Source organism: Mesorhizobium sp. WSM4817 (assembly GCF_055811135.1).
Window position 1 is genome coordinate 21586 of sequence record NZ_JBVVQQ010000036.1, and the last position, 26866, is coordinate 48451.

Genomic DNA, 26866 nt, shown 5'->3' on the forward strand with positions numbered 1-26866 from the left:
TCGAAGGAGCTGTCATTTTTCAATGCGCCCGTAGCGGCGTTCCAGCCAGCGCAGCAGCACGACCGAGAACAGGCTGATGACGAGGAAGAAGGCGCCGACCAAGGTCATCGGCTCGACATAGCGGTAATAGGTGTTGGCGACGCTCTTGGCCTGGTTCATCAGTTCCAGCACGGTGATCGCCGAAAGCAGCGGCGTCTCCTTGAACATGGCGATAAAATAGTTGGCAAGCGCCGGGATCATCGGCGGGATAGCCTGCGGCATGATGATGTGGGTCCAGGTCTGCCTGGCGTTGAGATTGCAGGCCTTGGCGGCTTCCCACTGGCCGCGCGGCACATTGTCGATGCCGGCGCGATAGACCTCGGCCGTGTAGGTGCCGTAATGCAGCCCGAGGCCGATGACGCCCGCCACCAGCGGCGGCAGCAGGATACCGATGTCCGGCAGCACGTAGAAGATGAAATAGAGCTGCACCAAGAGCGGCGTGCCGCGAATGAACTCGGCAAGGAAGCCGACGCTGCGCGACAAGCCCTTGTTCGGCGAGCGCCGCGCCAGCGCGATGGCCAACCCCACGATCGCGGCCAGGACCGAGCCGAGCAGTGTCGCCAGGATGGTGATCTTCACGCCCTCGATCAGGGTCGGCATGATCTCCCAGACGAAATTCCAATCCCACTCCATTACGAGGCCCGATCCATCAGACGCGCACCCCGTCGAGGCCGCGCGCCATGCGGCGTTCCAGCGAACGCACACCCCAGGAAATGATCAGCGCAAGGGCGAAATAGATGACGAGAATGGTGGTGAACGGCACCAGCGTGTTGCCGGTCTGCGAGCGTACCACCTGGGCCTGGAAGGTCAGGTCGGTGAGCGAGATCAGCGAAACGACGGCGGTGGCCTTGAGCAATTCGATGGCGTTGTTGCCGAAGGTCGGCAGCATCACCAGCAGCGCCTGCGGCAGGATGACATGGCGCATGGCTTGCCAGCGGCCGAGATTGACCGCGATGCAGGCCTCGTACTGTTCGCGGCCGATCGACTGGACGGCGCCGCGCACCACCTCCGCGCCATAGGCGCCGACATTGAGGCCAAGCGCCAGCACGCCGGCCTGCAGCGGCGTCAGCGAAATGCCGATGAAGGGCAGCACGAAATAGGCCCAGAACAGCTGCACGAAGATCGAGGTGCCGCGGAAGAATTCGATATAGGCGGTGGCCAGCGCCCGAATGGCGAAAAAACGCGACAGCCGCGCCAGCCCGGCGAGAAAGGCCATGATTAGGGCAAGCACCGACCCCATCAGCGTCAGCTCGATGGTAACAAGCGCTCCCTGCAATATCAGGCCGAAATAGCCGGACCATTGGGTCATGAAGTTCGAATTTCCAGCGTTTTACGGTTACAGTCTTGGCATCTTCTCCCCGTTCACGGGGATAAGATGCCGGCAGGCAGATGAGGGGCAGAGCCAATTTGGCAGAACTGGCGCTGCCCCTCATCCGTCACTTCGTGACACCTTCTCCCCGTGAACGGGGAGAAGGAAAAAGGCGCCTATTTTGCCGAGCAGAGCTTGTCGCGGCTCGTCGACATCGCCGCCGCGGCCGAAAAACCGTAGGGCTCGATGATCTTGGCGAATTCGCCGGACTCCTTCAGCTTGGCCAATTCCACGTCATAGGCGTCGCGCAGCGCCTCATCGCCCTTCTTGAACGCCGCGCCGTCGCAATAGACCGGCGCGCCGACCACCGGGGCGACGACTTCGAGGTTCGGATCGTTGGCCTTCTTGACCAGATCGTTGATCGACAGCACCGGCAGGGAATAGGCGTCGATGCGGCCGTCCTGCAGCATCTTCAGGCCGCTCTGGCCGTCCGGCACGACGATGACGCGGTCACGCGGCACGCCGGCAGTGAGCGCCAGCTTCTCCTCGGTGCCGCCGCCCGGCGCCCCGATCGTTGCGGTGGCATCCTTGGCGACATCCTCATAGCTCTTGAAGCCCTTCGGGTTGCCCTTCTTGACCAGCATCGCCTCGGCGTCGCACAGCACCGGCTCCGAATAAGCGACCGCCGCGCAGCGCTCCGGTTTCATGAACAGGCCGGCGGTGACGACGTCGAAACGGCCGGCCTGCAGGCCAGGGATCATCGCGCCATATTCCGAAATCGAGGCGACGATGTCGTTGACACCAAGACGCTTGAAGATTTCACGGGCCACATCGGGTGCCGCACCCGAAACCTTGCCGTCGGCCGCAACCGCCGTATAGGGCGGCTCGTTGGCGATGGCGACACGGGCGAAGCCCTGTGCCTTGAGTTCTTCGAGCTTGCTGTCGTCGGCCGATCCCGCGGTCGAAGCGGCCAGGATTGCGGTCAGCGCAACACCGGCGACGCCGGCCAGAATGCCAAGTTTCTTCATTGTTCCCAACTCCTTGTTTCTCTTTTGGTTTGGTCGTTCCACGGGACGGCTTCGCCGCCCTGGGAGGACGGCGCTGCCGCCCGGGGCATGGCAGTCAGACGCGATGTCCGGCCGCGATGATCTTCTTCAGGAAAGCTTGCGTACGCTCCTGCTTGGGGTTGCGGAAAATCTCGTCCGGCTTGCCTTCCTCGACGATCTTGCCGCGGTCGAAGAACAGAACCCGGTCGGCGAAATCATGGGCAAAACCCATTTCGTGGGTGACCAGCAGCATGGTCATGTCGGTCTCGGAGCAGAGCCGCCACAACACGTTCAGCACCTCCTCGACCAGTTCCGGATCGAGCGCCGATGTCACCTCGTCGAACAGCATGATCCTGGGCTGCAGCGCCAAGGCGCGAGCGATGGCAACGCGCTGCTTCTGCCCGCCGGAAAGCTGCGCCGGCATCGCTTTCGCCTTGTCGGCCATGCCGACCATATCGAGCAGTTCCATCGCCCGTTTTTCGGCGGCGGCGCGCGGCATGCCCTTGGTCAGGATCGGCGCCAGCGTGACGTTGTCGATGACGCTCTTGTGCGGAAACAGGTTGAACAGTTGGAAGACCATGCCGATCTTCTGGCGCATTCTTGCCAGATGCCGTTCGTCGGCGGGCAGCAACTGGCCGTTGCGCTCCATGTGGTAAAGCTGCTCGCCGTCGATCTGGATGTGGCCGCTGTCGATCCTCTCCAGCGTCATCAGGATGCGCAGGATCGTCGTCTTGCCGGAGCCGGATGGGCCGATCAGCGCCAGCTTCTCGCGCGGCATGACCTGCATCGACAGTCCGTCCAGCACCTTGAAGGTACCGAAGCTTTTCGAAATGGCGTCGATCTTGATGATGGGCGCGGACAAAGAATTCCCCCGTGCTGGAGAAGCTGTGCCTTAACGATGCGGAACGCGCCAAATCATGTCAATCAGGAAAATAAACTCATGACAATGTTTCTGACTCCGTAGAATTTCGCGGCAATGCTTGCCTAGATCGCCAGCAGCAGATGCTCTGGGTCGCCGAGCAGAAGTTTAGTGACAACACTGAGGCCGGCGCGCAGTTCCCCCTCGGTTGTCGAGCCCAGCGAGATGCGCACTGCCGGCTGCCAGGGCGCCGCCGAGATGCGGAACGATGTGCCTGGTGCGATCGCCACGCCCTGCAGGCGGGCCTGTGAGACGAAGCCCTCCTCGGCGCGGTCGCCGGGCAGTTCCAGCCACAGATGCAGCCCGTCGCGATGGACGCGGTAGTCGACCCCGGCAAGCACCTGGGCGGCGATCTCCTGCCGTCGCCGCAGCGCCGACCGTTGCCAGCGGACGAGTTCCATCGCCGTGCCGTCGGTCACCCATTTTGTCGCAATCTCCGCCACCATCGGCGTCGCCATCCAGTTGGAGACGAGATGCCGGTTGGCGACGGCAGCGACATAGCGGTCGGGCGCCGCGAGATAACCGATGCGCAGGCCTGGCAGCACGATCTTGGTGAAGGAGGTGACGTAGAGCGTGCGCTCGGGCGCGAAGGCGGCGACCGGCGGCGGACGGCCCTCGACCAGCGGCCCGAGCACGTCGTTCTCGATGATGGCGATGTCGTGCCTGCGCGCCACCGCAGCGATCTGCTCGCGCCGCGCGGCATTCATCAATGTTGCAGTCGGATTGATCACCGAGGGCTGCACGAATACCGCGCGGATGTCGGAAAGCCGGCACGCCTCGTCGAGCGCCTCCGGGATCAGGCCGTTGTCGTCGATCGGCAGGCCCTCGAGGTTGAAGCCGAGATAGCGCGCCAGCGGGATCAGCGTGTGATGGCCGATCGCCTCGGTGGCGACGGTCGAACCCGGCGGCGCCACGCTCATCAGCGCCACCGTCATGCCGGCCGTGGCGCCGTTGGTCAGGCTGACATTCTGCGCCGACACGTCGAGACCGCACAGCCGCAGCCATTCGACCGCCACTGCACGGTGGCGCGGAAACACCATGTTCGGCCGAAACGACAGCGCCGAGGTCGACGGCAGGTTCTCGGCGAGCCAGCCCAGCGCCTGCTTCAGCCTCTCCAGATGCATCGGCTCGCAGACCGGCTTCAGGATCGACAGATCGATGACCTCGCCAAGGCGCTCCGGCAGATAGGGCGGCTCCGGCTCGCGGCGCTGCGTCTGCACGAAGCTGCCGCGGCCGATCTCGCCGGAGACCAGGCCCCGGCGGATCAGTTCCTCATAGGCGCGGCTGACTGTCTGCACCGAAAGCTTCAAATCGTCGGCCAGCCGGCGATGCGTCGGCAGCCGCGCGCCGTTGGCCAGCCGTCCGTCATGAATGGCGCGCGCGAACTGGTCGGCGAGCGATTGATAGGCCGGCCGCCGGATATGCGCGGGATCTGGACGCCACAATGTCATGACATATTAGAGATCGAAATCAGTGCAATTGACAATCTAAATAATGCGCCGTCATGGTGTCGCGGAAAAAAGTGGACGCTCATGGCCGCATTGAGACTGGATCAGATCGACCTGAAAATCCTCGACGCGGTTCAGCGCGACGGGCGCATCACCAAGCTGGCGCTCGCCGACAAGGTCGGCCTGTCGCCGACGCCGTGCTGGATGCGGTTGCGCAAGCTGGAAAAGGCCGGCATCGTCTCCGGCTATCACGCCAGGGTTGCAATGCGCGCCGTCGCGCCGGTCGCCACCGTCCTGATGGAGGTGACGCTGGCCAGCCACCGCCAGGCCGATTTCGACCGTTTCGAGCGCGTCATCCGCGACGTCCCCGAAATCGTCGCCTGCTGGTCGGTGGGCGGCGGCGTCGACTATCTGCTGAAAGTGATGGCGCGCGACATCGACGCCTATCAGCGGCTGGTCGACGCCCTGCTGGAACGCGAGATCGGCATCGACCGCTATTTCACCTACATCGTCACCAAGACGGTGAAGGAGGAGGTCGCCTTGCCGGTGGCCGATCTGTTGCCGACGCCGTCGTGAGGTCTGAGCAAATCGCAAAGAGCCCCTCATCCGGCCGCTTCGCGGCCACCTTCTCCCCGGCGGGGAGAAGAGAAAGGTGCCGGCGCTGCGATCTCCTCTCCCCTCGGGGGAGAGGTCGGATTGCCCCGAATTGCCCTTTGCAATTCGGTTGGCAATCCGGGTGAGGGGGCACTTCCTCGATGAGATAGCCCAGCCTATAAGCTGAACAGATTGTCTGCCCGAGCAGCCCAATAGAGACAATCTCTCTACGCGTGCGCTCCGAAACAGCCTCTCTGTCTGCGCCGCGCGCATAGTCTCTCCGCATCACTGCGAACCGGGAGACCTCGAACATGTCCGCGCATTTTGCCCGCCCACAACGCCACGAAGCGCTTGACCGGCTCGCCGACCGCCGGCTGCTGCGCCAACTCGCCTATGTCGACGGCCACTGGACGGCGAGTGACGCCGCCGAGAGTTTTGGGGTGACCGACCCTGCTACAGGCGCCACCGTTGCCTGGGTTGCCGCGCTCGATGCCAGGCAGACGAGCAAGGCGATCGACGCGGCGTCGCGCGCCTTTCCCGCCTGGCGCGCGGCTCTCCCACAGGAACGCTCAAGAATCCTGCGAAAATGGTTCGATCTGATCATCGCCGCCAAGGACGATCTGGCGCTGTTGATGACGCTCGAACAGGGCAAGCCTCTCAAGGAATCGCTTGGCGAGATCGACTACGCCGCCTCCTTCGTCGAATGGTACGCCGAGGAGGCAAAGCGCCTCAACGCCGAAAGCGTCACCAGCCATTTGCCAAACGCCGAGATGATGGTACGGCGCGAACCGCTCGGCGTCGTCGGCGTCGTCACGCCGTGGAATTTTCCCGCAGCCATGCTGACCCGCAAGGCGGCGGCCGCCCTTGCCGCCGGCTGCACCATCGTCGCGCATCCTTCGTCGGAAACGCCGCTGTCGGCACTGGCGTTGGCCGAGCTCGGCGAACGCGCCGGCCTGCCGGCTGGCGTCTTCAACGTTCTCACCGGCAAGGCTTCGACCATCGTTGGGCGGATGTGCGAAGATCCACGCGTCCGCGCTATGAGCTTCACCGGCTCGACCGAGATCGGCAGGCTTATCGCCGCGCAAAGCGCGCCGACGATGAAGCGGCTGGTTATGGAGCTTGGCGGTCACGCGCCGCTGATCGTCTTCGCCGATGCCGATCTCGACAAGGCGGTGACCATCGCCGTCGACGCCAAATTCGCCACTTCCGGCCAGGATTGCCTTGCCGCCAACCGCATCTATGTCCAGCGTCCGATTTATGATCGTTTCTGCGCCGCCTTCGCCAGGCGCATCGAGGCGCTGCGGACCGGCAATGGCCTGGCCGATGACATCGACATCGGGCCGTTGATGCATGAGCGCGGCATCAAGAAGGTCGAGGAGCAGGTCGCCGATGCGCTCGCCCATGGCGCGCGCTGCCTCACCGGCGGCAAACGCGATTCTGCAGGACCGCTGTTCTACCGGCCGACCCTGCTCGCCGATGTCACCGACGACGCGCTGATCATGCGCGAGGAGACTTTTGGTCCGGTCGCCGCGGTGACGACCTTCGACAGCGAAGACGAGGTCATCGCCCGCGCCAACGCCACCGAATTCGGGCTCGTCGCCTATGTCGTCACCGAGAACGGCGGCCGCCAATTGCGCATGGGCCGCGCGCTCGACTACGGTATGGTCGCCATCAACCGCGTCAAGATCACCGGCGCGCCGATCCCGTTCGGCGGCGTCAAACAGTCCGGCATCGGTCGCGAGGGCTCGCGCCACGGGCTCGAAGCCTTTACCGATCTTAAATATCTCTGCCTGGACGTGGCGTAAGGTGTATCGACATTCAGGTGATGCCGGTCTGCAAATGGCGGCGTCCTGCGCTTCCGGTGCTCCGTACGAAAAGTACGCTCCGCTCCGGTTCTCGGAAGCCACTTCGACTCGGCCTAGCCTGAATCTCGACACACCTTAGGCCGCGTCGGGACCATCTTTCTCCAAGGAGTTAAAAAAATGCTCGACCAGTCCAACGAACTCGCCGCCTGGGACCGCGACCACTTCTTCCACCCCTCGACCCATATGGGCACGCATGCACGGGGTGAATCGCCGACCCGCGTCATCGCCGGCGGCGAAGGCGTCACCATCTGGGACAATAACGGCCGCAAGAGCATCGATGCCTTCGCCGGGCTCTATTGCGTCAATGTCGGCTATGGCCGCCAGAAGATATCAGACGCCATCGCCGCCCAGGCCAGGAACCTTGCCTATTACCACGCCTATGTCGGCCACGGCACCGAGGCGTCGATCACCCTTTCCAAGATGATCATCGAGCGCGCCCCACAAGGCATGTCGAGGGTCTATTTCGGCCTCTCCGGTTCCGACGCCAACGAAACCAACATCAAGCTGATCTGGTACTACAACAACGTGCTCGGCCGTCCCGAGAAGAAGAAGATCATCTCACGCTGGCGCGGCTATCACGGCTCCGGAGTCATGACCGGATCGCTGACCGGGCTCGACCTGTTCCACAACGCCTTCGACCTGCCGCGCGCGCCGATCCTGCACACCGAAGCGCCCTACTATTTCCGCCGCGCCGACCGCTCGATGAGCGAGGAACAGTTTTCCCAACACTGTGCCGACAAGCTCGAAGAGATGATCCTGGCCGAGGGCCCGGACACGGTCGCCGCCTTCATCGGCGAGCCGATCCTCGGCACCGGCGGCATCGTGCCGCCGCCCGCTCTGTACTGGGAAAAGATCCAGGCGGTTCTGAACAAATATGATGTGCTGCTGGTCGCCGACGAAGTGGTCACCGGCTTCGGCCGGCTGGGCACCATGTTCGGCTCCGACCACTACGGCATCAAGCCCGACCTGATCACCATCGCCAAGGGACTGACCTCGGCCTATGCGCCGCTGTCGGGCGTCATCGTCTCGGATAAGGTCTGGCAGGTGCTGGTCCAGGGTTCGGACAAACTCGGCAGCATAGGCCATGGCTGGACCTATTCGGCGCATCCGATCTGCGTCGCCGCCGGTGTCGCCAACCTGGAACTGATCGACGAGATGGACCTGGTGACCAACGCCGGTGAGACCGGCGCCTATTTCCGCGCCGAACTGGCGAAAGCCGTCGGCGGCCACAAAAATGTCGGCGAGGTGCGCGGCGACGGCATGCTGGCGGCAATCGAATTCGTCGCCGACCGGGACGACCGCGTGTTCTTCGATGCCGCGCAAAAAATCGGGCCGCAGGTCGCGACCGCACTTGCCGAGCGTGGCGTCATCGGCCGCGCCATGCCGCAAGGCGACATTCTCGGCTTCGCGCCGCCGCTGTGCCTCACCCGCGAAGAGGCGGACATCGTCGTCTCCAAGACAGCGGATGCGGTGAAGGGCGTGTTTGCCAGCATCTAATTATCGATCTTGGTGCCGCCCCTCATCCGCCTGCCGGCACCTTCTCCCCGTGAACGACGAGGAGAAGGGACAAGCTCCAGCGCTGGCGACCCCCTCTCCCCGTTGTTCACGGGGAGAGGGTAAGGGTGAGGGGCAGCGCGAACCTGGAATATCTGGAAGCAACATCAATGACCTCCAAAGCCCTCCCCGCCACCATGGCAGCCGTGCAGCTGACCGGCCACGGCGGACCGGAAAAGCTCGTCTACCGCACCGACGTGAAAGTGCCCTCGCCCGCCCCAAGTGAAGTGCTGGTCAAGGTCACTGCTTGCGGCATGAACAACACCGATGTCTGGGTGCGTCAGGGTGCCTACGGCACGGAGGAAGATGCTGCCGCGGTATCGACCTGGCGCCGCCAAGGCAACACGCTGACCTTCCCGCGCATCCAGGGCACCGACACCGTCGGCAACATCGTTGCCGTCGGCGAGGGTGTTTCTTCGGCCCGCATCGGCGAGCGGGTGATGGTCGATTTCTCCATCTACAACCGCGACGATGATTCACTCGCCGACATCGACTATATGGGCCACGGCCGCGACGGCGGCTATGCCGAGTACCAGACCGTGCCGGCCGAGAACGCCCATGTCGTCGCCACCGACCTGACCGACGTCGAACTCGCCACCTTCTGCTGCGCTTACCTTACCGGCGAACAGATGCTCGAACGCGCCGCATTGAAGGCCGGCGAGCGCGTGCTGGTCACCGGCGCGTCGGGCGGCGTCGGCTCCGGCATCGTGCAGTTGGCGCGGGCGCGCGGCGCCATTCCCTATGCCGTCGTCGGCAAGGGCAAGGAACAGGCGGTGCTCGACATCGGCGCCGAAGCGGTGATCACCCGTGGCGTCGCCGATCTGCCCGCCGCCGTCAACGACGCAACCGACGGCCGGCCGATCGACGTGGTTGCCGACCTCGTCGGCGGTGCGATCTTCAACGACCTGTTGCGCATCCTTCGGCCCGAGGGCCGCTACACCACCGCCGGCGCGATTGCCGGCCCGGTCGTGCAACTCGATCTGCGCACCATGTATCTCAAGCAATTGCAGCTGCACGGCTCCAGCCAGGGCACACGACACGATTTCCGCCGAATCGTCCGCTACATCGAGGAGAAGAAGATCCGGCCGCTGGTCGGCGGTGTCTACAAACTCTCCGATTTCCACCGTGCCCAGGCGGATTTCATTGCCAAGGACTTTGTCGGCAAGCTGGTTGTCGTGCCTGATGCCGTTGCGGATCGTCGATAAGATGAAGCACGTAGTCTCTGCATAGAGAATTTGGTTCTTTGACTGAGCCTGAAAAGGCTGTGGGTGGTCGCTGCCCGACCAGACTGCAGCCGATCTCCAACGCTGGCGATTGGCATAAGCCTTCGCATTCCAGCTAGTTTCCGTCCATAATGCTGCGGCTCAGAATAAAAGCGCTCTGTAGCGATCCTTCGCGCCCCCTCTGTCCTGCCCTCTTTGCCAAAGTTTGCCCCACTTGGGGGGAGATTGGCAGCTTCGCGGACAGCGTCCCTTTTGCAAGGTTGATGGTTGGCGAAATCAGTGATCAAGGCCAATCTCCCTCCTTGTGGGGGAGATGTCCCGGCAGGACAGAGGGGGGCGCTGTCCCTCCACGATCAAAGCGTTCTGCACCGCAGCAGCGCTCCGAGGTAACGGAATGGGTCCCAGGGTCTGCGCGCAAAACCATTCTGATTTGGCCGCACGACGGCAACAAGGATTCCTGAACCTCTCCTGCGGCGTTATAAGTTTTTCGCAATTTTCTTATAACGCCGCTTGCGGTCGACCGTCTTCATGTCAGGCGGCTCCAGTTAGCGGCTCCAGTTATAAGAAAAATTCGGTTCTCTTATAACGGCATGATCTCGAGCGACGGGCGCCACTACAGGACCTGCTTGACCGCGGCTTCAAGCGATCTTTCAAACGCGTCGATCACCTCATCGACCTGGGGCTCGGTGATAATCAGCGGCGGGCAGAAGGCCAGTGCATCGCCCATGTTGCGCGAGATGACGCCGTTCTGCTGCATGAAACCGTTGACGAGCCCGCCCAGTGCGCCGGCCGTCTCCCACGGCGTCTTGTTCGCCTTGTCGCCGACCAGTTCGACCGCCGCGATCAGGCCGACGCCGCGCACCTCGCCGACAAGCGGGTGCGAAGCGAGCTTGCGCAGCCGCTTCTGCATATGCGCGCCGACCGTGCGCGCATTGCCGACGAGATCGCGCTCCTCGATCAGCTTCAGGTTCTCCAGCGCGACCGCCGCCGCAACGGGATGGCCGCCGCCGGTGAAGCCGTGGCCGAAGGTGCCGATGCGATTGCTTTCGTCGGCAATCGGCTCGAAAACCTTCTCATTGATCAGCAAGGCCGAGATCGGCAGGTAGGACGAAGAGATCTGCTTCGACAGCACCATGATGTCGGGCCTGATGCCGAAGGTCTGCGAGCCGAACATTTCGCCGGTTCGGCCAAAGCCGCAGATCACCTCGTCGGCGACGAGCAGGATGTTGTATTTCGACAGCACCGCCTGGATCTTCTCCCAGTAGCCTGCCGGCGGCACGATGACGCCGCCGGCGCCCATGATCGGCTCGCCGAAGAAGGCAGCGACGGTTTCCGGTCCTTCGGCCAGGATCAGCTTTTCCAGATCGTCAGCAAGCCGGCTCGAAAACTCTCCTTCGCTCTCATTCGGCAGCGCCTCGCGCCAGTGGTGCGGCGTCGAGGTGTGCAGCACATTGGCGATCGGCAGGTCGAAGGAATTGTGGTTGTTGGGCAGCCCGGTCAGGCTCGCCGAAGCAATGGTGACGCCGTGATAGCCGCGAATGCGGCTGATGATCTTCTTGCGCGCCGGCTGGCCGAGCGCATTCGACCGGTACCAGATCATCTTCATGGCCGTATCGTTGGCCTCGGAGCCGGAATTGGTGAAATACGCCTTGCTCATCGGCACCGGCGCCATCTGCACCAGCTTCTCGGCGAGATCGATCAGCGGCGAATGCGATTTGGAACCGAAGTCGTGATAGTAAGGCAACTTGGACATCTGGCGCACCGCAGCGTCGACCAGCCGCTTCTCGGAGAAGCCGACCGCGACGCTCCAAAGCCCGGCCATCGCCTCGATATAGCGGTTGCCGGCGAGATCCTCGACATAGATGCCGTCGCCCTTCTCGATGACCAGTGGCCCTGCTTCCTCGTGCTTGCGGGCATTGGTGTAGCCGTGCATGTGGTAGCTGATGTCGCGGGCTTCGGGAGAATTCGGTCGAGCGTCCATGATGGCTCCTGTCCTGCATGCCGGGACGTGCGTCCTGCCGCCGTTCGGCGTGCGCATCGGCCTCTGGATTAATGCTGTTTGCTGCATCCGTTTCTTGTAAGGGTGTCAAGACCTTTCGGAAGGGCCGGCGGATGGACGAAAGACATGCAGAATTTCAGTTTCGGGGCTGCTGAACGCCGGAACCTGCGCCAAGGCGGCTGTGCGCATGGCCAAGACCTGATTCCCGAACGGCTCACCAGCAGGCACAACAACAAGGCTGAGGTGGCCTGATCGTGGACCATGTCGACTGCATCGTTGCCGGCGCCGGCGTCATTGGCCTCGCGATCGCGCGAGAGATGGCGCGGCGTGGCATGGACACCCTGATCCTCGAGGCCGAGAACGCCATCGGCACCGGGACCAGTTCGCGCAATTCCGAGGTCATCCATGCCGGCATCTACTATCCGGCCGGATCGCTGAAGGCCCGGCTCTGCGTGGCAGGCCGCGAAAGGCTCTACCGTTATTGCCAGGAGCGGGCGGTGCCGCATGCGCGCTGCGGCAAGCTCATCGTCGCCACGGATGCCGAACAGGAGCCGATGCTCGCTTCGATCCTGGCCAATGCCGCTGCTTGCGGCGCGGGCGATTTGACGCCCTTGACCGCAGCAGAGGCGCGCAGGCTGGAGCCCAAGCTGCGCGGCACGGCCGCGCTTTTGTCTCCCGCCACCGGCATCATCGACAGCCACGCGCTGATGCTTGCGCTGCTGGGCGACGCCGAGGAGCACGGGGCGGCGCTCAGCCTCAACACCCGCATCGCCTCGGGCGCCATTGAAGGTGGGCGCATCGTGCTCGACACGATCGACAGCACCAGCGGCGAGCGCTTTAAAATCGCCACCGCGCGCTTCGTCAACGCCGCCGGGCTCGGCGCCACGGCACTTGCCGGCTCGCTTGACGGGCTCGACCGGCAATTCGTGCCAGAACTTCGCTACGCCAAGGGCAATTACTTTTCGGTCGCCGGCCGGGCGCCGTTCTCGCGGCTGGTCTATCCCGTGCCCGAACCCGGCGGGCTCGGCGTCCATCTGACGCTCGACCTCGACGGCGTCGCCCGCTTCGGGCCTGACGTCGAATGGACCGATCAACTCGACTATCGCGTCGATCCAATACGTGGCGAGCGCTTCTACGACGAGATCCGCAAATACTGGCCGGACCTGGCCGATGGCAGCCTGCGGCCGGCCTATAGCGGCATCCGGCCGAAGCTCTCCGGTCCCGGCGAAGCCAATGCCGACTTCGTCATCCAGGACGCGGCGGTGCATGGCGTGGAGGGCCTGGTCAATCTGTTCGGCATCGAGAGCCCCGGCCTGACCTCAAGCCTGGCGATCGCCGACCATGTCGCCCAGCGCCTCGCGCCGAAGGCGGCTAGCCGAGGGCGACCCGCGCGAGCGCGCCCGCTGCCAAAGGCATAATCCAAACGCCCGTAAGCCATCCATAAGCCGGGATCGCGGAACCTCGGTCCGACGATCACCGGGACCATCGATATGAAGATCCGTTTCGAAGCCATACCGAACCCAAGCTGCCGGTTCGAGATCTGGGACAATGAGACCGGCGAGCCCGTCGTCCATCACGATCGGCTGCTGACTTTCGCCTCGGCGAAGTCGGCGGCAAGGATCGCCGACTTCCTCAACGACAGCCGCAGCCACCGGCGCCGCGCCCGCACCGCCGAATGGCGCGTTGCGGATCGCGATCTCGGCTGGGGAGGATGATCGCCAGGCTGCTCCACCTTGCGATCAGCATGGCGGAGCTTGCGGCTCGTCTTCCAACGAAACTTGGCGCAGGATCGAACGCTTTGCTACCGAGCGTCGGAGGAGTTTCGCCATGACCGATGAAGCAAGCCGCGAGCCGGCGCGTGATCCCCAGGATCTGGAGCGTCTGCTGATCTCCCGGCAGTGGGTGGGAGACATCGACGGCATGGCCGCGCTTTTTGAGCCGCATGCCGTCGTCGACAGCGGTGACGGGCGACTGACGCGTGGCCGCGAAGCGATCCGGGCACTCTTCGCCGACATCACCGCAACGGGCCGAAAATATGCCGCCGAAAATCAGGCTCCGGCTGTTGTCAGCGGAGATTTGGCACTGACGTCAACCCATCTTCCCGATGGCACCGTAACCGCCGAGGTCGCCCGCCGCCAGGGCGACGGGACATGGCTGTGGGTCATCGATCGATTCTCCGTAGCGTAGCGTCGGCCCGGATGATCCCGGAAATCGATTTTCGCTGGGAATCATGCGCAAACCAAGTGCTCGCGCGTCCGGGCGTGCGGCCCTGTAGCGCAAAGGAGTGACTCCAGTACGGTTGTGGATTCGAAGTTCCTGAACGCCGATGCCGTCGATCGAGCAGGAACTTCAAATCTGTTTATGATGCATCAGTGCGCCGTCTGAGAATGGTCGCCGCCCGGCTGCGAAATGCCGCCCAGCGCTTCGCCGGCCCAGGCGGGCTCGCCGTTCGTGGCGAGGTCGCCGAGCGAGACAATGCCAACCAACCGCCGGTCGCGGCTGATCACCGGCATTCGCCGCAGTTTGAGATCGCGCATATTCTGAAGGACATCGCCGACTTCCTGGTCGTCAAAGCAGCACTGTACCTCCGCGCTCATCACATCCCTGATCTTGGTGTCGGGACCTCTACCCTCCGCGATGCCACGGACGGCAATGTCGCGGTCCGTGATCATGCCGACCAGCCGCTCATTCTCACCCACGGGCAGAACACCGGCGTCAAGATCGGCCATGGCTCGTGCGGCATCCCGCAAGGACTGGTCCGGACTGGCGACCTGAACTTTCCGTGTCATGCACTCGCTGATTCTCATGGCTTTCTCCTTGAGCTGCAGCGCCCCGCCGATCCTGTGATGAAGGTGTGATCAGGGGAGAATGAACGCCTGTCGGAATCGTTCTATCTTTCGACCGCTCGCGCCAGGATAGGCTCCACCATGGCCATATCCGTGACGGACGGGAACCATAATCCGGGACAATGGTTGTGTGGTCACCAGGTGATCCTCCTCGAGCAAAACGGAAAACGGAAGGAACGATCATGCGCATATTGACGACAATTGCCGCCCTTTCGGGATTGGCCCTGGCGCAGCCGATCCACGCGCAATCCACCGACCCGCAGCTTCCCCAAATCGCACCCCCGGCTCCGGAAGCCCTGCCCGATCCAAGCTTGCCCAACCAAACGCCTGACCAGGCCCTGCCTGACCAAGCCCTGCCGGATCAAGGTTTCACCGACCAGAATTTTACTGGCATTGCCATTGTCGCCCTCGAGGATTTGCCGCCGGAACTCAAGACGCAAGCCGAGGCCGTGATCACCCAGACCAGCGTTGAAGATCTGCTTACTCTGCAGAGCTCGATCGATGCCTCGCCACAGGCAGCATCGGTGCTGGCGGCGAACGGGCTGGATTCGTCGCAGGTTGTTGCCGCCAACATCGACGGCGACGGCATGCTGACTCTGATCATCCAGACAACCACGTGATTGGCGGGCACGTGATTGGCGGGCACCTGATCGGTGGTCCGGGCGTGGCGGGCCGGAGCACTGGGCTTCGGCCCTGAAACCCGGTACAGCGGAGCAGCGTCATGGTCGAAGCCGCAGTTCGCAACTTCACCATCAACTTCGGACCGCAGCATCCCTCTGCTCACGGCGTGCTGCGCCTGGTGCTCGAACTGGACGGCGAGGTCGTCGATCGCGCCGATCCCCATATCGGCCTGCTCCACCGCGGCACCGAAAAACTGATCGAGTACAAGAACTATCTGCAGGCTCTGCCCTATTTCGACCGGCTCGACTATGTCGCGCCGATGAACCAGGAGCATGCGTTCTGCCTCGCCGCCGAGAAGTTGTTGGAAATCTCGGTCCCGAGGCGAGGACAGCTCATCCGTGTTCTGTTTTGCGAAATCGGCCGGCTCTTGTCGCATCTCCTCAACGTCACGACACAGGCCATGGATATCGGCGCGCTGACGCCCCCGCTCTGGGGTTTTGCCGAGCGCGAGAAGCTGATGGTGTTTTACGAGCGCGCCTCCGGCGCCCGCATGCATGCGAATTATTTCAGGGTCGGTGGCGTGCACCAGGACCTGCCTCCGAAGCTCCTGGACGACATCTGGGCTTTCTGCGATCCGTTCCTCAAGGTTTGCGGCAACCTCGACGAGTTGCTCACCGAAAACCGTATCTTCAAACAGCGCAACGTCGATGTCGGCGTGATCGGCCTCGACGACGCCTGGGCCTGGGGCTTCTCCGGCCCCATGGTGCGCGGGTCGGGCGCGGCGTGGGACTTGCGCAAGGCACAGCCATATGAATGCTACCCCGAGATGGATTTCGACATTCCCATCGGCAAGAACGGCGACTGTTACGACCGCTATCTCGTCCGCATGGAGGAAATGCGCCAGTCGGTGCGGATCATGAGGCAATGCCTGGAGAAATTGCGATCGCCCGAAGGCCAAGGGCCGGTGGCAATTCCGAACCAAAAGATCACGCCGCCGCCGCGGGCGACGATGAAACGCTCGATGGAAGCGACCATCCACCATTTCAAACTCTACACGGAGGGTATTCGCGTGCCCGCCGGAGAAGTCTACGCCGCGGTGGAGGCGCCGAAGGGCGAGTTCGGCGTCTATCTGGTTTCGAACGGCGGCAATACTCCCTATCGGTGCAAGATCCGCGCGCCGTCCTTTGCCCATCTGCAGGCGATGGATTTTCTGTCGCGCGGGCACATGCTCGCCGATGTCGCCGCGATCATCGGCTCGCTCGATATCGTGTTCGGCGAGATCGATCGCTGACGAGGCGCGGGGTGTTTCAGATTTCGAGCAGGGCGTAGGGACGGCCGGTCGGCTTCGCCACGTGCATGGCGACGTTGTAGACCGGGGCACCGCCGGGCGTGCGACCTTCATAGATGCCGCGATGCGCGTGGCCATGCACCACGGCGCTGACCTTGAACCGATCGATCGTCTCCGCCAGCCGCGACGAGCCCAGGAACGGAAAAATCTCCAATGGCTCGCCAGCGACCGTCTCGACCACCGGAGCGTAGTGCAGGACGACAAGCGTACGATTGGTGCGAACCTGCCGCATTGCGTTTTCGAGCCGCATCGATTCGCTGACGCTTTCGGCGACCATCGCCTTGATCGCCGGCTCGCCGAAGGAGCCGAGCATGCGTGATCCAAAACCGCCAATGAACCCCTTCACGCCGACAAAGCCGACGTCCTTGATTTCCGTAGTCTGGCCGTCAAGAAGATGGACGCCCGCCTGCCGAAGGATGTGGGCGACGTCCTCGACCGCGCCGGATTCATAGTCATGGTTGCCGAGCACGGCGACGACCGGGATTGCGCAGGCGCGCAAATCCTCCGCAAGGATTTCGGCCTCACGCGGCTTGCCGAGATTGGTGAGGTCGCCAGTGAGCACGAGGACGTCCGCTTCGCGCGAAACTTCGCCGAAGAGATCACGGCAGGAGGCCTGGGCGTCTTCCCGCACATGCAGGTCGCCGATAGCCGCAATCCTCACGGTGCCGCCGTTGCCAACCCTTGCCGTAGCAGCCTCGTTCCTCTCAGCCATCACGAAATTCTCCTGTTCCGCCGACGCCGGCAAAACCCCACTCCTTGACGTCGATCTCGTAGTCGGTCGGCGAAAGCAGGCGCCCGCGGCAGATTTTCATTCGGGGCGTAGGCAACTCCCGCTGCTTGGCGAGCCGGTCAAGCAATTCGTCGAGCAGCCAGGCGGGAACGTGATCGCGCTCGCTCGGATAAATCCAGCGGAAATTGAGAAGCTGCATCAGCAGCACCTCCCAGTGGACTTCGAGGTAGGAAAGCAGCCGGCGCCAATCGATCTGATCCTGCGCCTTGAGGATGGTATGAGCGATGTCGGCGCCGTCGTGGCGGCTTCTGTCCTGGATGAAGCATTTGGACCAGATAAGCTCGGTCGGACCGACGATCCGCACCTGACTGCCCAGCAGCTCGATTTGCCGCGCATGCTCCAGCCACTGATCGCCGACCGGCATGGTGCCGTTCGCCGATGCGAATATGACGTCAAAAAAATGCGTGCTCTTGAAGACCTTTCCAAGCCACCGGTCGTCCACGATCTCGACCGCATAGCCGGCTTGCTTGAAATGCGCCAGAATGCGCGCGTAGTCGCCGGCCTTGCAGAAAATGTCGAGGTCTTTGGTCTGGCGCGTGACGCCCGTATAGGCGCTCACCGCGTAGGTGCCGGCGACAAGAAAGGGGATGTCCGTTGCGGCGAGTTCGCGGATCGCCTCTGTATAAAAGACCTCGGCCTCGGCGTGTTGAAGCGTCGGCGCCGCTTTCGGATCGATCGTCGGAACGGATGCCGGGATGGCGCCTCCCGTTGGAGAATCGTTGGTCATGAAATCGTGGCTCCGAGGCCCAGCAACCTGCAGCTGTCCGTCTTTTAAACAAAGCCGCCGCCGCATGGTTCCGTTGCCGTCATAAAGCGTAAAATGTGATGGCGGAGCCTTTCTCGCCGCTGGTGAGTTGAAGGTGTGAACAAACCAACTGCACGGAGGCGACCATGGAGGACGGGCGCAAGGCGGTACGCGTCAGACTGAGGGGAAGGGTGCAAGGCGTCTCGTTTCGCGTGTGGACACGGACCGAGGCCGAGAGGCTCGGTCTGTCCGGGTGGGTTCGCAATGAGGAGGATGGATCCGTAACGGCACTGATCGTCGGAGCCGAAGGCGCGGTTTCGACCATGTTGGACCGGTTGTGGAAAGGGCCGACCGGAGCGTCGGTCTCCAGCGTGACATCCCAGGACGTCGATGCCGGCCAGGAGCCGAACGGATTCAGGATCATCGGCTAGGAGTGTGTACCGGCTTGAAGGCCAAGCCTCCGCGACGTTGCCTTGCGCGGGAGCAATCGACAGCCAGCGGTTCCGCAACAGGTCAAGGAAAAGGCGCTTGCGGAGGCAGCGGCTGTCATCGAGGATGACGATAGCTCGATCCTCATGGAAAGCCGCGCCGCCATTGCGGAAGCAGTCCATCGTCGCTACACGGCGCCCGCCGACTGAAATCCGCGCATCCCTGTGGTATCGAGCCTATGGTTCGAGCTTCGCCGATGGCGGATCGCCGTCGAAACGGCCTATCCGCTCATCAACGACCGCTGATGCGAGGCGTGGAAATCACTTCGCCGCCCCATCACCGAACATGCCGGCCCCCAACATAAATGCCGGCAGCGTCAATGCCCGTAGCGTCAGTGCCCGAAGCGTCAGTGCATGAATATTCCTCGCAGCCAGGCGAAGAAACCAAACCTTTCGGACATTGCCGAACGGACGCGAGAGGCAGCCCATCGCGCTCGTATCGAGGCGCCGACATGGCAATGGCAGACGATTTCGTGCAGCTGCCAGTCGGTCAGTTCGAAGAAGCGCTTGGCTTCACCGTAGGTGTCATCTCTCAAGCCTTGCGCGCGAAAGATCGGGTCCTCGAAGGCAACCGTGAGAGGCGAGTCGTTGTAACGCATTTTCTCGCGTATCTCAGGGGACTTGTATTCGGTGCCGGTCAACGCTTCGAGACGTCGATCGGGGTTTTTCTCCAGCAGTTTCGCCCAACGTTCGAGACGCTGGCTTCGAGTCGCTACGAGGTCTGTTGCTTCAGCGTGAACGTCGGCAACGGTATGCAGTTGGTCAAGTGTTTGGTGCTTCACGGCCGCCTCCTATTCAGCAGGTGAGTTCGTCCCACCCTGAAATGGAAATTATGGCGCTCCACGACGCCGGCAAGGCCCTCATGCGCGGACCAATCGATCACTTTTCTGACGGCCTCGTCCGGCCACGAATGCCGATGCCTGCGGGATCATCGGAGGCTCGCGTCGGAACCATAGGCATGCGTGGTCGTTCTGCGTGCGTCAGCCCGAGCGAAAACCGATCGAAACGGGTGGCTTCAAAAATCCCAGCCGACGTCGGTGACCCGCCAAGGCAGAGTGCGAGCGGAAGGAAATCACACCATGGCCATTCTTCCCACTCCCGAACCAACGCCCACTCCCGCGCCCACACCGCCGCCGTTTCCTGAACCGAAGCCGGTGCGTGAGCCGGACCCGGACAGACTTCCCGACGAAGCTCCTGTCCCCAATCCGGATGAGAATGATGCGCCGCTGAAAATCAGTCCCAAAGTTCCCGGGAGTTGACGGAGCGGAGACGCTCGTTCCAGATCGCCCAGATCCCCGCATGGATCCGAGATGGCGTCGGCGCGTTGGCTCACTGAGCGGCCAGCATGCGGGCTGCGTCGCCGTCGTCTCGGTGCTGTCAGTGGTGATCAGGCGCGGAAAATGACGACGGAAATGCTCATCGTCGCGGACATAGCAGGCATCAGATCGAGCGCTGCGGCGAAGCGAACTCGGATGCCTGCCTTAGATGCTGGCGCAGCAGCGCCTCGGCCCATTCGATCTCGCCCGCCTCGACGGCATCGAGGATGGCCAGATGTTCCCGGCAGGACTGCTCGATGCGTTCCGCCGGCAGTTCCTCGAAACCCGCCGACTCCTGCAACCGGCGCAGATTGTTCTGCTGGCGCACCGCATCCGCCAGGAACCGGTTGCCGGAACAGGCCGCAAGCCCTTCGTGAAAGGATGCGTTGATCCGGAACCATTCGTCGCCGCCGATCAGCGTCTTGCCCGTCGACACGATCGCCAGGATGCGCTGGTGAGCGCGGCGGACCGGCGCCAGTTGCTGAGGATCCGCATTGAACATGGGTGACCGCAGCGCCGCGCATTCGACGGCCGTCCGGAATTCATAGCTTTCCCGGTAGGCGTCCTCGCCGACCAGTGTGTCGGCGAAACGCCAGCCATGCCCCGGCAGGCGCTGCACCAGCCCTTCGGCGGCAAAGCGGAGCAAAAGCTTGCGCACGACGCCGCGCGACACCTGATAGCGCGGCATCAGTTCCGCCTCGGACACCTCTTGCGGCAGCTGGCCGAGCGCGCGCTCACGCATCATCCTGCGGTAAAGCTCCTCGAGCGGTGAACTGGGCAGGATATCCTCAGGGTCGAGGTCGGCGACCTCGCGCGCCAATTGCAGCCCCCTCGTCTCGAACGGGCTCAAGATGCCCTGGGCGACCAGCAGCTCCAACGCCGCGCTGATCGGAGAACGCGAGACGCCGAAGGTGCGGGCAAGGTCGGGCACCGAGACGCGGGTTCCAACCGTCCAGCCCGAATCCCTGATCCGCTCCAGGATCCGCCGCGCCAGATCGATCTGCAGCGGACTGGCCGTCTCGCCGCGTGCCGGCCGGTCGATGATCGTTTCATTCATAGGCACTTCCTCAGGCGTTCGCATCTTCGCATTATAGATATGCGCCACGCAGTTCGAACTGGCAATCTATCGAATTTTCCTGCTTTTCATTCAATCAAAATGCATTAGTATCCGAACTCAACGAGTTGAGGCTTCCCTTGATGACAACAGTCGCACCTTTTCCGCTTGTCGAGATCGAAGGAGCGCCGAAAGCGCGCGGCACGGCCTATGGCGAACAGGCGCGCGGTCGCATCGGCGCTTCGGTGGCGCTCTACGCAGGGCAGCTCGACCGGTTCGGCTTCGGGCGGGACGATGTCGCGCGGTTTTCCGAAATCTTCTTGCCTCGCTTGCGGCAACGGGCGCCCGATCTCGTCGAGGAAATGGAAGGGATCGCGTCAGGCGCCAATCTCGACCTGTCCTCGATCGTCCTGGTCAACGCGCGTACCGAAATCCTGCAGCTCGCCCGGCGCGAGAAAGGCATTTCCGACGACGAGCCCGACGGCTGCACGGGCGCTGTGATCTTGCCGGAGGCGACCCGCAACGGCAGGCTCATCCATGGCCAGAACTGGGACTGGAAGGCCGAATGCGCCGAGACCTCGGTGGTGCTGCGCATCCGGCGAACGGACGGGCCGGACCTCCTCACCTTCACCGAAGCCGGCGGACTGGCGCGCAGCGGCTTCAACGCGGCCGGCATCGGCATCACCGCGAACTATCTCGAATCGGACCGCGACTATCGCGAGATCGGAATTCCGCTGCCCTTCATCCGGCGCCGGGCGCTTGAAGCGCAGCATTTCGCGGACGCCATCAAGGTGGTGGCGACGACACCGAAATCCGGCTCCAACAACATGATCCTGAGCACCGCCGAGGGCTTCGCGGTCGATTTCGAATGCGCGCCGGACGAGGCCTTCGCCATCTATCCGGACGACGACATGATCGTCCACGCCAATCACTGGCAGAGCCCGGTGGCGTTGTCGAAGCTGCGCGAAACCGGGCTTCGCGACGTGCCGGACAGTCTCTATCGCGACCAGCGCGTGCGCCGTCGCCTGTCGGCGCGGCATGGGGACGTCACGATCGACGATTTGAAGGAAGCCCTCTTCGACGATTTCGCTTCGCCGTTCAGCGTCTGTCGTCCGCGGATCAGGAAGAAAGGCGGCAATCTCTCGGCGACGGTGGCGATGATCGTCTTCGAACCAGCCGCCGGCGTCATGGAGATCGCACCGTTGCCGGCCGAGAACCGCGAATTCACCCGCTACGAACTTACCCTCGACGACGAGGTCCGCGAGCGCGCCGAGAAGGCGATGCTGGCACGGGGGCGACCTTCGATATCAGCACAGGAGAAACGATGGTCCGCTTTGTCCTGACCCGCATCGCCAGCGCCATACCGACCCTGATCCTGGTGTCGGTTGCGGTCTTCGTGATGATGCGCTTCATCCCGGGTGATCCTGCGACGCTGATGCTGGGAGACCTCGCACAGCCCGGACAGGTCGAAGCCATGCGGCATCAGATGGGGCTCGACCAGCCCGTGGTGGTGCAATATCTGATCTGGGCCGGCAACGTCCTTACAGGCGATTTCGGGCGCTCGATCGGCAGCGGGCAAGAGGTGCTGCCGCTGATCCTCGACCGTTTTGCCGTCTCCTCGATCATCGTCCTCCTGGCCGTGCTTGTCGCCTCCGTCATCGCCGTGCCGGCCGGCATGCTGGCCGCCTGGAGACAGGACAGTCTTGGCGACATCACCGTCGTCGCCACCTCGACCATCCTGCTCTCGATCCCCAGTTTCTGGCTGGGGTTGATGCTGATGCTGATCTTCGGCCTCTATCTCGGCTGGCTGCCGATCGTCGGCTACGTGCCCTTCAGCCGCGACTTCGCGCAAGCCGCTCTCTATGTGATCCTGCCCGTGGTCACCCTGGTGCTCGTCGAGTCCGGCCCGATCGCGCGCATGGCCAGGGCCAGCACGATCGAGGTGGCGCGGCTGGAATACATCACCCATGCGCGGGCAAAGGGACTTTCCGAAAGCGCTGTGATGTGGCGCCATGCTTTCAAAAACGCCTTCGCGCCCACCTTGACCCTGATCGGCTTGGTGCTCGGCAGCCTGCTTTCCAGCATCGTCGTCATCGAGACCGTCTTCACCATTCCCGGCCTCGGCCGGCTGCTGGTCGACGCCATCTATGCCCGCGACTATCCGGTGATTCAGGGAACGATGCTGTTCATCGCCTTCATCTATGTCGTGGTCAACCTTCTCGTCGACCTCGTCTATCCGCTGCTCGATCCGAGGGTCGCCGCATGATCGCCCGTGCGCTCGGCCGGCCCGGCCTGAAATTCAATGCGATCTTCGGGATCGCCGTCACCGGGGCATTGATCCTTCTGGCTGTGTTCGGTCCATGGATCGCCCCCTACGATCCGCTCAAGCTTGATCTGCCGTCGCGCCTCAGCGGGCCGTCGCCCCAGCACCTGCTCGGTGCCGACGAGTTCGGGCGCGACGTGCTCAGCCGCCTCGCCAGCGGCGCGCGGACCAGCGCCTGGATCGCTTTTGCGACAGTCGCCTTCGCCTTGATCCTCGGCATCGTGTTCGGCGTTCTCGCCGGTTTCCTGCGCGGCTGGGTCGATCGCGTCGTCATGATGGTCAACGACGCCTTCCTCGCCTTCCCCGGCCTGCTTCTGGCGCTCGGCCTGATGGCGGTGATCGGCGCCAGCCGCGAGGGTATCATCGTTGCGCTCGGCCTTGCCTACATGCCGATCGTGGTGCGCGTGGTGCGGGCCTCGGTGATGTCCATTCGCGAGCGGGAATATGTCGAGGCCTCGCGGGTGATGGGCAACAGCGAGATCATCACCATGGCGCGGCACGTGCTGCCCAACTGCGTCGCCCCGATCATCGTGCTCGCCACCACCATGTTCGGCTGGATCATCCTGTCGGAAAGCGCGCTGAGCTTTCTTGGACTGGGCGTCCCGCCTCCAGCGCCGAGCTGGGGCAACATGCTGTCAACGGCTCGGCCCTATATCGGCCAGGCGCCGCATCTGATCATCCTGCCGGGTCTCTGCATCTCGATCACACTGCTCGGCATCAACATGCTGGGCGACGCGGTGCGCGACTGGCTCGACCCGAAAATGTAGGTCCTGGAAACATGCTCGTGCCGACCGCGGACAACAACACGATGCTTTCAGTGCGCAATCTGTCGATCTCGGTCGGGCCATCGGGAAAGCGGATCGTCGACGGGCTGAATTTCGACCTCGCCCCCAGTGACATGCTGGCGCTGGTCGGCGAATCCGGTTCGGGCAAGACGATGGCGGCCCGCTCGATCGTGAGCTTGCTCCCTGCCCCGCTGGTCACGACGCCGGACAGCGGCATCCACTTCGAAGGACAAGAGCTCACCGGCCTCGCTCCAAAGGCGCTGCGCCAGATACGCGGTGCGCGGATCGGCATGGTTTTCCAGGAGCCGATGGTCTCGCTCAATCCCGCCGTCACCATCGGCGAGCAGATGGCGGAGGGTCTGCGCCTGCATAGCGCCATGTCGCGCGCCGAGATAAAGGACCGCTCGCTGGCAATGCTGGAGAGGATCCAGATCAAGGATCCCGGCAAATGCCTTGCGGCCTATCCGCACGAATTCTCCGGCGGCATGCGCCAACGCATCATGCTCGCATCGGTCATGCTGCTCAAGCCGCGCCTGCTGATCGCCGACGAGCCGACCACCGCGCTCGACACGCTGGTGCAGCGCGACGTGCTTGACCTGATGGTCGAGCTGACGCGGGAGAACGGAACCGCCGTCCTGCTGATCAGCCACGACCTCGGCATGGTGTCGCACTATGTGAACAACGTGACGGTGATGTGCGAGGGCAAGGCGGTCGAACAGGGAAGCAGCACCCAAGTGCTTCACGCACCGCAGCACGATTACACGAAGCGGTTGGTGGATGCGCTTCCCAAGCGCAGCGCCGGTGGATCGAGAAAAGCCGGCGACGGCCCGCCCCTGGTCGAGATCAGCAATGTCGTCATCGACTATCCGGGCCGTCCCAGGCTGTTTGGGCGCGCGCAGCCGAAGCGCGCCGTCGACGGCGTCGACCTGACCATCCGGCGCGGCGAAACCCTGGCGCTGGTCGGCGCGTCGGGCTCCGGCAAGACGACCCTCGGGCGCGCCATTGTCGGTCTCGTCAGGCCGGCCAGTGGAACGATCTCGTTTCTTGGCACGGCGATTGCAAACGATCGATCCGCTGACGCGCGTGCGCAGCGTCGTGACATGCAGATCGTCTTCCAGGACCCCTATTCGTCGCTCGACCCTCGCCAGTCGATTGCCGAGATCATCACCGAGCCGCTGAAGCTCGACACCGAATTGGACCGCAAGTGGCGGACCGCGCGCATGGATGAGGTCATCGAGGAAGTGGGGCTGACGCGCGACCTTCTCAAGCGTTTCCCGCATCAGCTTTCGGGTGGCCAGCGCCAGCGCGTCGCGATCGCCCGGGCGATCGTCAGGCGACCGGCCTTCGTCGTCGCCGACGAGCCGGTCTCGGCGCTCGACATGACGGTGCAGAAACAGATCCTGCTTCTGATCCGGTCGTTGCAGGAACGCTACGGGTTCCCCTGCCTGTTCGTCTCGCATGATCTGGGTGCGGTGGAGCAGGTTGCCGATCGGGTCGCCGTCATGCAGGACGGAAGGATTGTCGAGATCGGCGACCGCGACGACGTCTTCGATCGACCGCGCCACGCCTACACACGCGCCCTTCTCGATGCGGCGATGCTGATCGATCGCCATTTCGCCGATGGCGCCGGCGCACGCAAGGCAGTGGCTCGATGAGGATGGCATGGCTCGTCGCCGCATCATGACAGCGTTTGGCCGTATCACGGAGATCTGGCGATACCCCATCAGTTCGATGGGCGGCGAACGGCTGGACGGGACCGAGCTTGCGGAGGGCGGGATTCCGGGCGATCGGATCTGGGGCATCATCGACCGGCGCGACGGCGCTGTTGCCGCGCCGGAGAAGCGAAAACACTGGCGACCGCTGCCCAACCTTGTTGCAAGGCTGAAGGGTGACCGGCCGGAAATCGGCTTGGACGGCTCCTGGATCGATGCCGGCTCCAGCCTCGCAGGCGAGCTGGTTTCGGCCTTCCTCGATTTCCCGGCGGCGCTGCACCCACATGTCCGCTTCGGCTCGGAAGCCCAGGATCATATCGCGCCACGCTATCAGCGCGCCGACATCCACATCGTCACGTCAGCCTCGATGAACAGGCTTGCCGGCCTGCTTGAGGATCCTTCGCAAGTGGATTCCAGGCGGTTCCGGCCCAACATCGTGATCGAAACCGACGTTTCGCGGGAGGGTTTCGTCGAGCAGCAGATCATCGGGAACGTGCTGTCGATCGGCAAGGCGCGGATCGTGATCTCGGAACCGTGCGCGCGCTGCACCTTCACGGCACTGGCGCAAGGCGATCTCGCCTTCGAGCCGGCAGTGCTGCAAACCATAGCGCGCCATGGCGAGGGCGGCTTCGGCGCGCTCTGCCAAATCATCGAACCGGGCAAGATCGGGCTGGGCGACCAGGTCACCTTGAACGAAGCCTGACCTTTGTCCAGCTTTCGACGCCGGACGGCGGCACGTCGTGACGCTGGTGGTGAACATCCAACGCTTGGCGCCGGGGGCGAATACAGCTCACGATCACTTTTGTCCCCTTCCGCGGGAGAGTCCGAAGTGGAAGTGGTGA

29 protein-coding genes are annotated in these 26866 nt (G+C 63.4%); 18 read left to right on the plus strand and 11 right to left on the minus strand.

Annotated elements, in window-relative coordinates; genetic code table 11:
• Positions 1-12: 12 nt before the first annotated feature.
• The 5 genes from ehuD to ehuR all read right to left on the minus strand — a co-directional run bounded on the left by ehuD (position 13) and on the right by ehuR (position 4764).
• Positions 13-672, minus strand: coding sequence for an ectoine/hydroxyectoine ABC transporter permease subunit EhuD (gene ehuD, locus AC0L2K_RS31280; protein WP_091600368.1), 660 nt, complete (start codon positions 670-672; stop codon positions 13-15).
• A 16-nt stretch (positions 673-688) separates the two neighbouring features.
• Positions 689-1348: an ectoine/hydroxyectoine ABC transporter permease subunit EhuC gene (gene ehuC / locus AC0L2K_RS31285; protein WP_128166616.1), complete on the minus strand. Its 660-nt coding sequence runs from the start codon at positions 1346-1348 to the stop codon at positions 689-691.
• A gap of 176 nt (positions 1349-1524) precedes the next feature.
• Positions 1525-2376 carry an ectoine/hydroxyectoine ABC transporter substrate-binding protein EhuB gene (gene ehuB, locus AC0L2K_RS31290; RefSeq protein WP_023797848.1) on the minus strand — a complete coding sequence of 284 codons (852 nt, stop codon included), beginning with the start codon at positions 2374-2376 and terminating at the stop codon, positions 1525-1527.
• Between the two features lie 94 nt (positions 2377-2470).
• Positions 2471-3256, minus strand: a complete 786-nt coding sequence (gene ehuA, locus AC0L2K_RS31295) for an ectoine/hydroxyectoine ABC transporter ATP-binding protein EhuA (protein WP_023797847.1) — start codon at positions 3254-3256, stop codon at positions 2471-2473.
• Between the two features lie 122 nt (positions 3257-3378).
• Positions 3379-4764, minus strand: coding sequence for a MocR-like ectoine utilization transcription factor EhuR (ehuR, locus tag AC0L2K_RS31300; protein ID WP_473533237.1), 1386 nt, complete (start codon positions 4762-4764; stop codon positions 3379-3381).
• Between the two features lie 90 nt (positions 4765-4854).
• Between ehuR and AC0L2K_RS31305 the strand changes: the two genes are divergently transcribed.
• The 4 genes from AC0L2K_RS31305 to AC0L2K_RS31320 all read left to right on the plus strand — a co-directional run bounded on the left by AC0L2K_RS31305 (position 4855) and on the right by AC0L2K_RS31320 (position 9979).
• A complete protein-coding gene (locus tag AC0L2K_RS31305) occupies positions 4855-5337 on the plus strand; it encodes an Lrp/AsnC family transcriptional regulator (protein WP_031254440.1) in 483 nt (160 codons plus the stop codon).
• Between the two features lie 329 nt (positions 5338-5666).
• Positions 5667-7160 (plus strand): NAD-dependent succinate-semialdehyde dehydrogenase, encoded by a 1494-nt coding sequence (locus AC0L2K_RS31310; protein ID WP_128173106.1) that lies wholly within the window; start codon positions 5667-5669, stop codon positions 7158-7160.
• A 177-nt stretch (positions 7161-7337) separates the two neighbouring features.
• A complete protein-coding gene (locus AC0L2K_RS31315) occupies positions 7338-8717 on the plus strand; it encodes an aspartate aminotransferase family protein (protein ID WP_128173107.1) in 1380 nt (459 codons plus the stop codon).
• 167 nt (positions 8718-8884) lie between these two features.
• A complete protein-coding gene (locus tag AC0L2K_RS31320) occupies positions 8885-9979 on the plus strand; it encodes an alcohol dehydrogenase family protein (RefSeq protein ID WP_128173108.1) in 1095 nt (364 codons plus the stop codon).
• A 631-nt stretch (positions 9980-10610) separates the two neighbouring features.
• Here AC0L2K_RS31320 and AC0L2K_RS31325 read toward each other — a convergent pair.
• Complete coding sequence (locus AC0L2K_RS31325; RefSeq protein WP_128173109.1) at positions 10611-11978, minus strand: aspartate aminotransferase family protein; 1368 nt, start codon at positions 11976-11978, stop codon at positions 10611-10613.
• A gap of 144 nt (positions 11979-12122) precedes the next feature.
• Between AC0L2K_RS31325 and AC0L2K_RS31330 the strand changes: the two genes are divergently transcribed.
• The 4 genes from AC0L2K_RS31330 (at position 12123) to AC0L2K_RS31345 (ending at position 14183) form a co-directional block, all read left to right on the plus strand.
• Positions 12123-12248, plus strand: coding sequence for a hypothetical protein (locus AC0L2K_RS31330; protein ID WP_287171130.1), 126 nt, complete (start codon positions 12123-12125; stop codon positions 12246-12248).
• Positions 12249-12250: 2 nt separating this feature from the next.
• Positions 12251-13414, plus strand: coding sequence for an NAD(P)/FAD-dependent oxidoreductase (locus tag AC0L2K_RS31335; protein ID WP_128166602.1), 1164 nt, complete (start codon positions 12251-12253; stop codon positions 13412-13414).
• Positions 13415-13486: 72 nt separating this feature from the next.
• On the plus strand, positions 13487-13711 hold the full coding sequence (locus tag AC0L2K_RS31340; protein ID WP_023797836.1) for a hypothetical protein: 225 nt from the start codon (positions 13487-13489) through the stop codon (positions 13709-13711).
• 112 nt (positions 13712-13823) lie between these two features.
• Positions 13824-14183 carry a YybH family protein gene (locus tag AC0L2K_RS31345; RefSeq protein WP_473533238.1) on the plus strand — a complete coding sequence of 120 codons (360 nt, stop codon included), beginning with the start codon at positions 13824-13826 and terminating at the stop codon, positions 14181-14183.
• Positions 14184-14365: 182 nt separating this feature from the next.
• On the opposite strand, the gene AC0L2K_RS31350 is transcribed toward AC0L2K_RS31345, so the two are convergent.
• On the minus strand, positions 14366-14803 hold the full coding sequence (locus tag AC0L2K_RS31350; RefSeq protein WP_023797834.1) for a CBS domain-containing protein: 438 nt from the start codon (positions 14801-14803) through the stop codon (positions 14366-14368).
• Between the two features lie 221 nt (positions 14804-15024).
• Here AC0L2K_RS31350 and AC0L2K_RS31355 point away from each other — a divergent pair, with 221 nt between their 5' ends.
• Together AC0L2K_RS31355 and AC0L2K_RS31360 are read left to right on the plus strand one after the other, a co-directional pair.
• A complete protein-coding gene (locus tag AC0L2K_RS31355) occupies positions 15025-15462 on the plus strand; it encodes a hypothetical protein (protein ID WP_023797833.1) in 438 nt (145 codons plus the stop codon).
• 101 nt (positions 15463-15563) lie between these two features.
• A complete protein-coding gene (locus AC0L2K_RS31360) occupies positions 15564-16754 on the plus strand; it encodes an NADH-quinone oxidoreductase subunit D (protein ID WP_473533239.1) in 1191 nt (396 codons plus the stop codon).
• A 16-nt stretch (positions 16755-16770) separates the two neighbouring features.
• On the opposite strand, the gene AC0L2K_RS31365 is transcribed toward AC0L2K_RS31360, so the two are convergent.
• Together AC0L2K_RS31365 and AC0L2K_RS31370 are read right to left on the minus strand one after the other, a co-directional pair.
• Positions 16771-17523 carry a metallophosphoesterase family protein gene (locus tag AC0L2K_RS31365; protein ID WP_023797831.1) on the minus strand — a complete coding sequence of 251 codons (753 nt, stop codon included), beginning with the start codon at positions 17521-17523 and terminating at the stop codon, positions 16771-16773.
• Positions 17516-18328, minus strand: a complete 813-nt coding sequence (locus tag AC0L2K_RS31370; protein ID WP_023797830.1) for a nucleotidyltransferase family protein — start codon at positions 18326-18328, stop codon at positions 17516-17518. The genes AC0L2K_RS31365 and AC0L2K_RS31370 overlap by 8 nt, the downstream gene beginning before the upstream one ends.
• Positions 18329-18492: 164 nt before the next feature.
• Here AC0L2K_RS31370 and AC0L2K_RS31375 point away from each other — a divergent pair, with 164 nt between their 5' ends.
• Positions 18493-18777 carry an acylphosphatase gene (locus AC0L2K_RS31375; RefSeq protein WP_023797829.1) on the plus strand — a complete coding sequence of 95 codons (285 nt, stop codon included), beginning with the start codon at positions 18493-18495 and terminating at the stop codon, positions 18775-18777.
• Between the two features lie 42 nt (positions 18778-18819).
• Positions 18820-18984, plus strand: coding sequence for a hypothetical protein (locus tag AC0L2K_RS31380; protein WP_023797828.1), 165 nt, complete (start codon positions 18820-18822; stop codon positions 18982-18984).
• A 197-nt stretch (positions 18985-19181) separates the two neighbouring features.
• Here the strand turns inward: AC0L2K_RS31380 and AC0L2K_RS31385 are convergent, their stop codons facing one another.
• Complete coding sequence (locus tag AC0L2K_RS31385; protein ID WP_084646611.1) at positions 19182-19616, minus strand: hypothetical protein; 435 nt, start codon at positions 19614-19616, stop codon at positions 19182-19184.
• Positions 19617-19913: 297 nt separating this feature from the next.
• Between AC0L2K_RS31385 and AC0L2K_RS31390 the strand changes: the two genes are divergently transcribed.
• Positions 19914-20093 (plus strand): hypothetical protein, encoded by a 180-nt coding sequence (locus tag AC0L2K_RS31390; protein ID WP_084833640.1) that lies wholly within the window; start codon positions 19914-19916, stop codon positions 20091-20093.
• Between the two features lie 181 nt (positions 20094-20274).
• On the opposite strand, the gene AC0L2K_RS31395 is transcribed toward AC0L2K_RS31390, so the two are convergent.
• Positions 20275-21207, minus strand: coding sequence for a GntR family transcriptional regulator (locus AC0L2K_RS31395; protein WP_023797826.1), 933 nt, complete (start codon positions 21205-21207; stop codon positions 20275-20277).
• 140 nt (positions 21208-21347) lie between these two features.
• Between AC0L2K_RS31395 and AC0L2K_RS31400 the strand changes: the two genes are divergently transcribed.
• The 5 genes from AC0L2K_RS31400 to AC0L2K_RS31420 are packed head-to-tail and all read left to right on the plus strand — an operon-like array spanning position 21348 to position 26727.
• On the plus strand, positions 21348-22547 hold the full coding sequence (locus tag AC0L2K_RS31400; RefSeq protein WP_473533240.1) for a C45 family autoproteolytic acyltransferase/hydolase: 1200 nt from the start codon (positions 21348-21350) through the stop codon (positions 22545-22547).
• Positions 22529-23470: an ABC transporter permease gene (locus AC0L2K_RS31405; protein WP_023797824.1), complete on the plus strand. Its 942-nt coding sequence runs from the start codon at positions 22529-22531 to the stop codon at positions 23468-23470. Before AC0L2K_RS31400 ends, AC0L2K_RS31405 begins: the two co-directional genes overlap by 19 nt.
• Positions 23467-24294 (plus strand): ABC transporter permease, encoded by an 828-nt coding sequence (locus tag AC0L2K_RS31410; protein WP_128173112.1) that lies wholly within the window; start codon positions 23467-23469, stop codon positions 24292-24294. Before AC0L2K_RS31405 ends, AC0L2K_RS31410 begins: the two co-directional genes overlap by 4 nt.
• Before the next feature lie 41 nt (positions 24295-24335).
• The gene (locus tag AC0L2K_RS31415; protein ID WP_473533241.1) at positions 24336-25967 is read left to right on the plus strand and encodes an ABC transporter ATP-binding protein; all 1632 of its coding nucleotides are present in this window, start codon (positions 24336-24338) and stop codon (positions 25965-25967) included.
• Between the two features lie 7 nt (positions 25968-25974).
• Complete coding sequence (locus AC0L2K_RS31420) at positions 25975-26727, plus strand: MOSC domain-containing protein (protein WP_287171135.1); 753 nt, start codon at positions 25975-25977, stop codon at positions 26725-26727.
• The last annotated feature ends 139 nt before the right edge of the window (positions 26728-26866 follow it).

Bases quoted from the DNA above. Each gene is read 5' to 3' on its own strand.
- ehuD (WP_091600368.1), bottom strand. From the start codon at position 672: ATGGAGTGGGATTGGAATTTCGTCTGGGAGATCATGCCGACCCTGATC.
- ehuC (WP_128166616.1), bottom strand. From the start codon at position 1,348: ATGACCCAATGGTCCGGCTATTTCGGCCTGATATTGCAGGGAGCGCTT.
- ehuB (WP_023797848.1), bottom strand. From the start codon at position 2,376: ATGAAGAAACTTGGCATTCTGGCCGGCGTCGCCGGTGTTGCGCTGACC.
- ehuR (WP_473533237.1), bottom strand. From the start codon at position 4,764: ATGACATTGTGGCGTCCAGATCCCGCGCATATCCGGCGGCCGGCCTAT.
- AC0L2K_RS31310 (WP_128173106.1), top strand. From the start codon at position 5,667: ATGTCCGCGCATTTTGCCCGCCCACAACGCCACGAAGCGCTTGACCGG.
- AC0L2K_RS31315 (WP_128173107.1), top strand. From the start codon at position 7,338: ATGCTCGACCAGTCCAACGAACTCGCCGCCTGGGACCGCGACCACTTC.
- AC0L2K_RS31320 (WP_128173108.1), top strand. From the start codon at position 8,885: ATGACCTCCAAAGCCCTCCCCGCCACCATGGCAGCCGTGCAGCTGACC.
- AC0L2K_RS31325 (WP_128173109.1), bottom strand. From the start codon at position 11,978: ATGGACGCTCGACCGAATTCTCCCGAAGCCCGCGACATCAGCTACCAC.
- AC0L2K_RS31330 (WP_287171130.1), top strand. From the start codon at position 12,123: ATGCAGAATTTCAGTTTCGGGGCTGCTGAACGCCGGAACCTGCGCCAA.
- AC0L2K_RS31340 (WP_023797836.1), top strand. From the start codon at position 13,487: ATGAAGATCCGTTTCGAAGCCATACCGAACCCAAGCTGCCGGTTCGAG.
- AC0L2K_RS31345 (WP_473533238.1), top strand. From the start codon at position 13,824: ATGACCGATGAAGCAAGCCGCGAGCCGGCGCGTGATCCCCAGGATCTG.
- AC0L2K_RS31350 (WP_023797834.1), bottom strand. From the start codon at position 14,803: ATGAGAATCAGCGAGTGCATGACACGGAAAGTTCAGGTCGCCAGTCCG.
- AC0L2K_RS31355 (WP_023797833.1), top strand. From the start codon at position 15,025: ATGCGCATATTGACGACAATTGCCGCCCTTTCGGGATTGGCCCTGGCG.
- AC0L2K_RS31360 (WP_473533239.1), top strand. From the start codon at position 15,564: ATGGTCGAAGCCGCAGTTCGCAACTTCACCATCAACTTCGGACCGCAG.
- AC0L2K_RS31365 (WP_023797831.1), bottom strand. From the start codon at position 17,523: ATGGCTGAGAGGAACGAGGCTGCTACGGCAAGGGTTGGCAACGGCGGC.
- AC0L2K_RS31370 (WP_023797830.1), bottom strand. From the start codon at position 18,328: ATGACCAACGATTCTCCAACGGGAGGCGCCATCCCGGCATCCGTTCCG.
- AC0L2K_RS31375 (WP_023797829.1), top strand. From the start codon at position 18,493: ATGGAGGACGGGCGCAAGGCGGTACGCGTCAGACTGAGGGGAAGGGTG.
- AC0L2K_RS31390 (WP_084833640.1), top strand. From the start codon at position 19,914: ATGGCCATTCTTCCCACTCCCGAACCAACGCCCACTCCCGCGCCCACA.
- AC0L2K_RS31395 (WP_023797826.1), bottom strand. From the start codon at position 21,207: ATGAATGAAACGATCATCGACCGGCCGGCACGCGGCGAGACGGCCAGT.
- AC0L2K_RS31400 (WP_473533240.1), top strand. From the start codon at position 21,348: ATGACAACAGTCGCACCTTTTCCGCTTGTCGAGATCGAAGGAGCGCCG.
- AC0L2K_RS31405 (WP_023797824.1), top strand. From the start codon at position 22,529: ATGGTCCGCTTTGTCCTGACCCGCATCGCCAGCGCCATACCGACCCTG.
- AC0L2K_RS31410 (WP_128173112.1), top strand. From the start codon at position 23,467: ATGATCGCCCGTGCGCTCGGCCGGCCCGGCCTGAAATTCAATGCGATC.
- AC0L2K_RS31415 (WP_473533241.1), top strand. From the start codon at position 24,336: ATGCTTTCAGTGCGCAATCTGTCGATCTCGGTCGGGCCATCGGGAAAG.
- AC0L2K_RS31420 (WP_287171135.1), top strand. From the start codon at position 25,975: ATGGCTCGTCGCCGCATCATGACAGCGTTTGGCCGTATCACGGAGATC.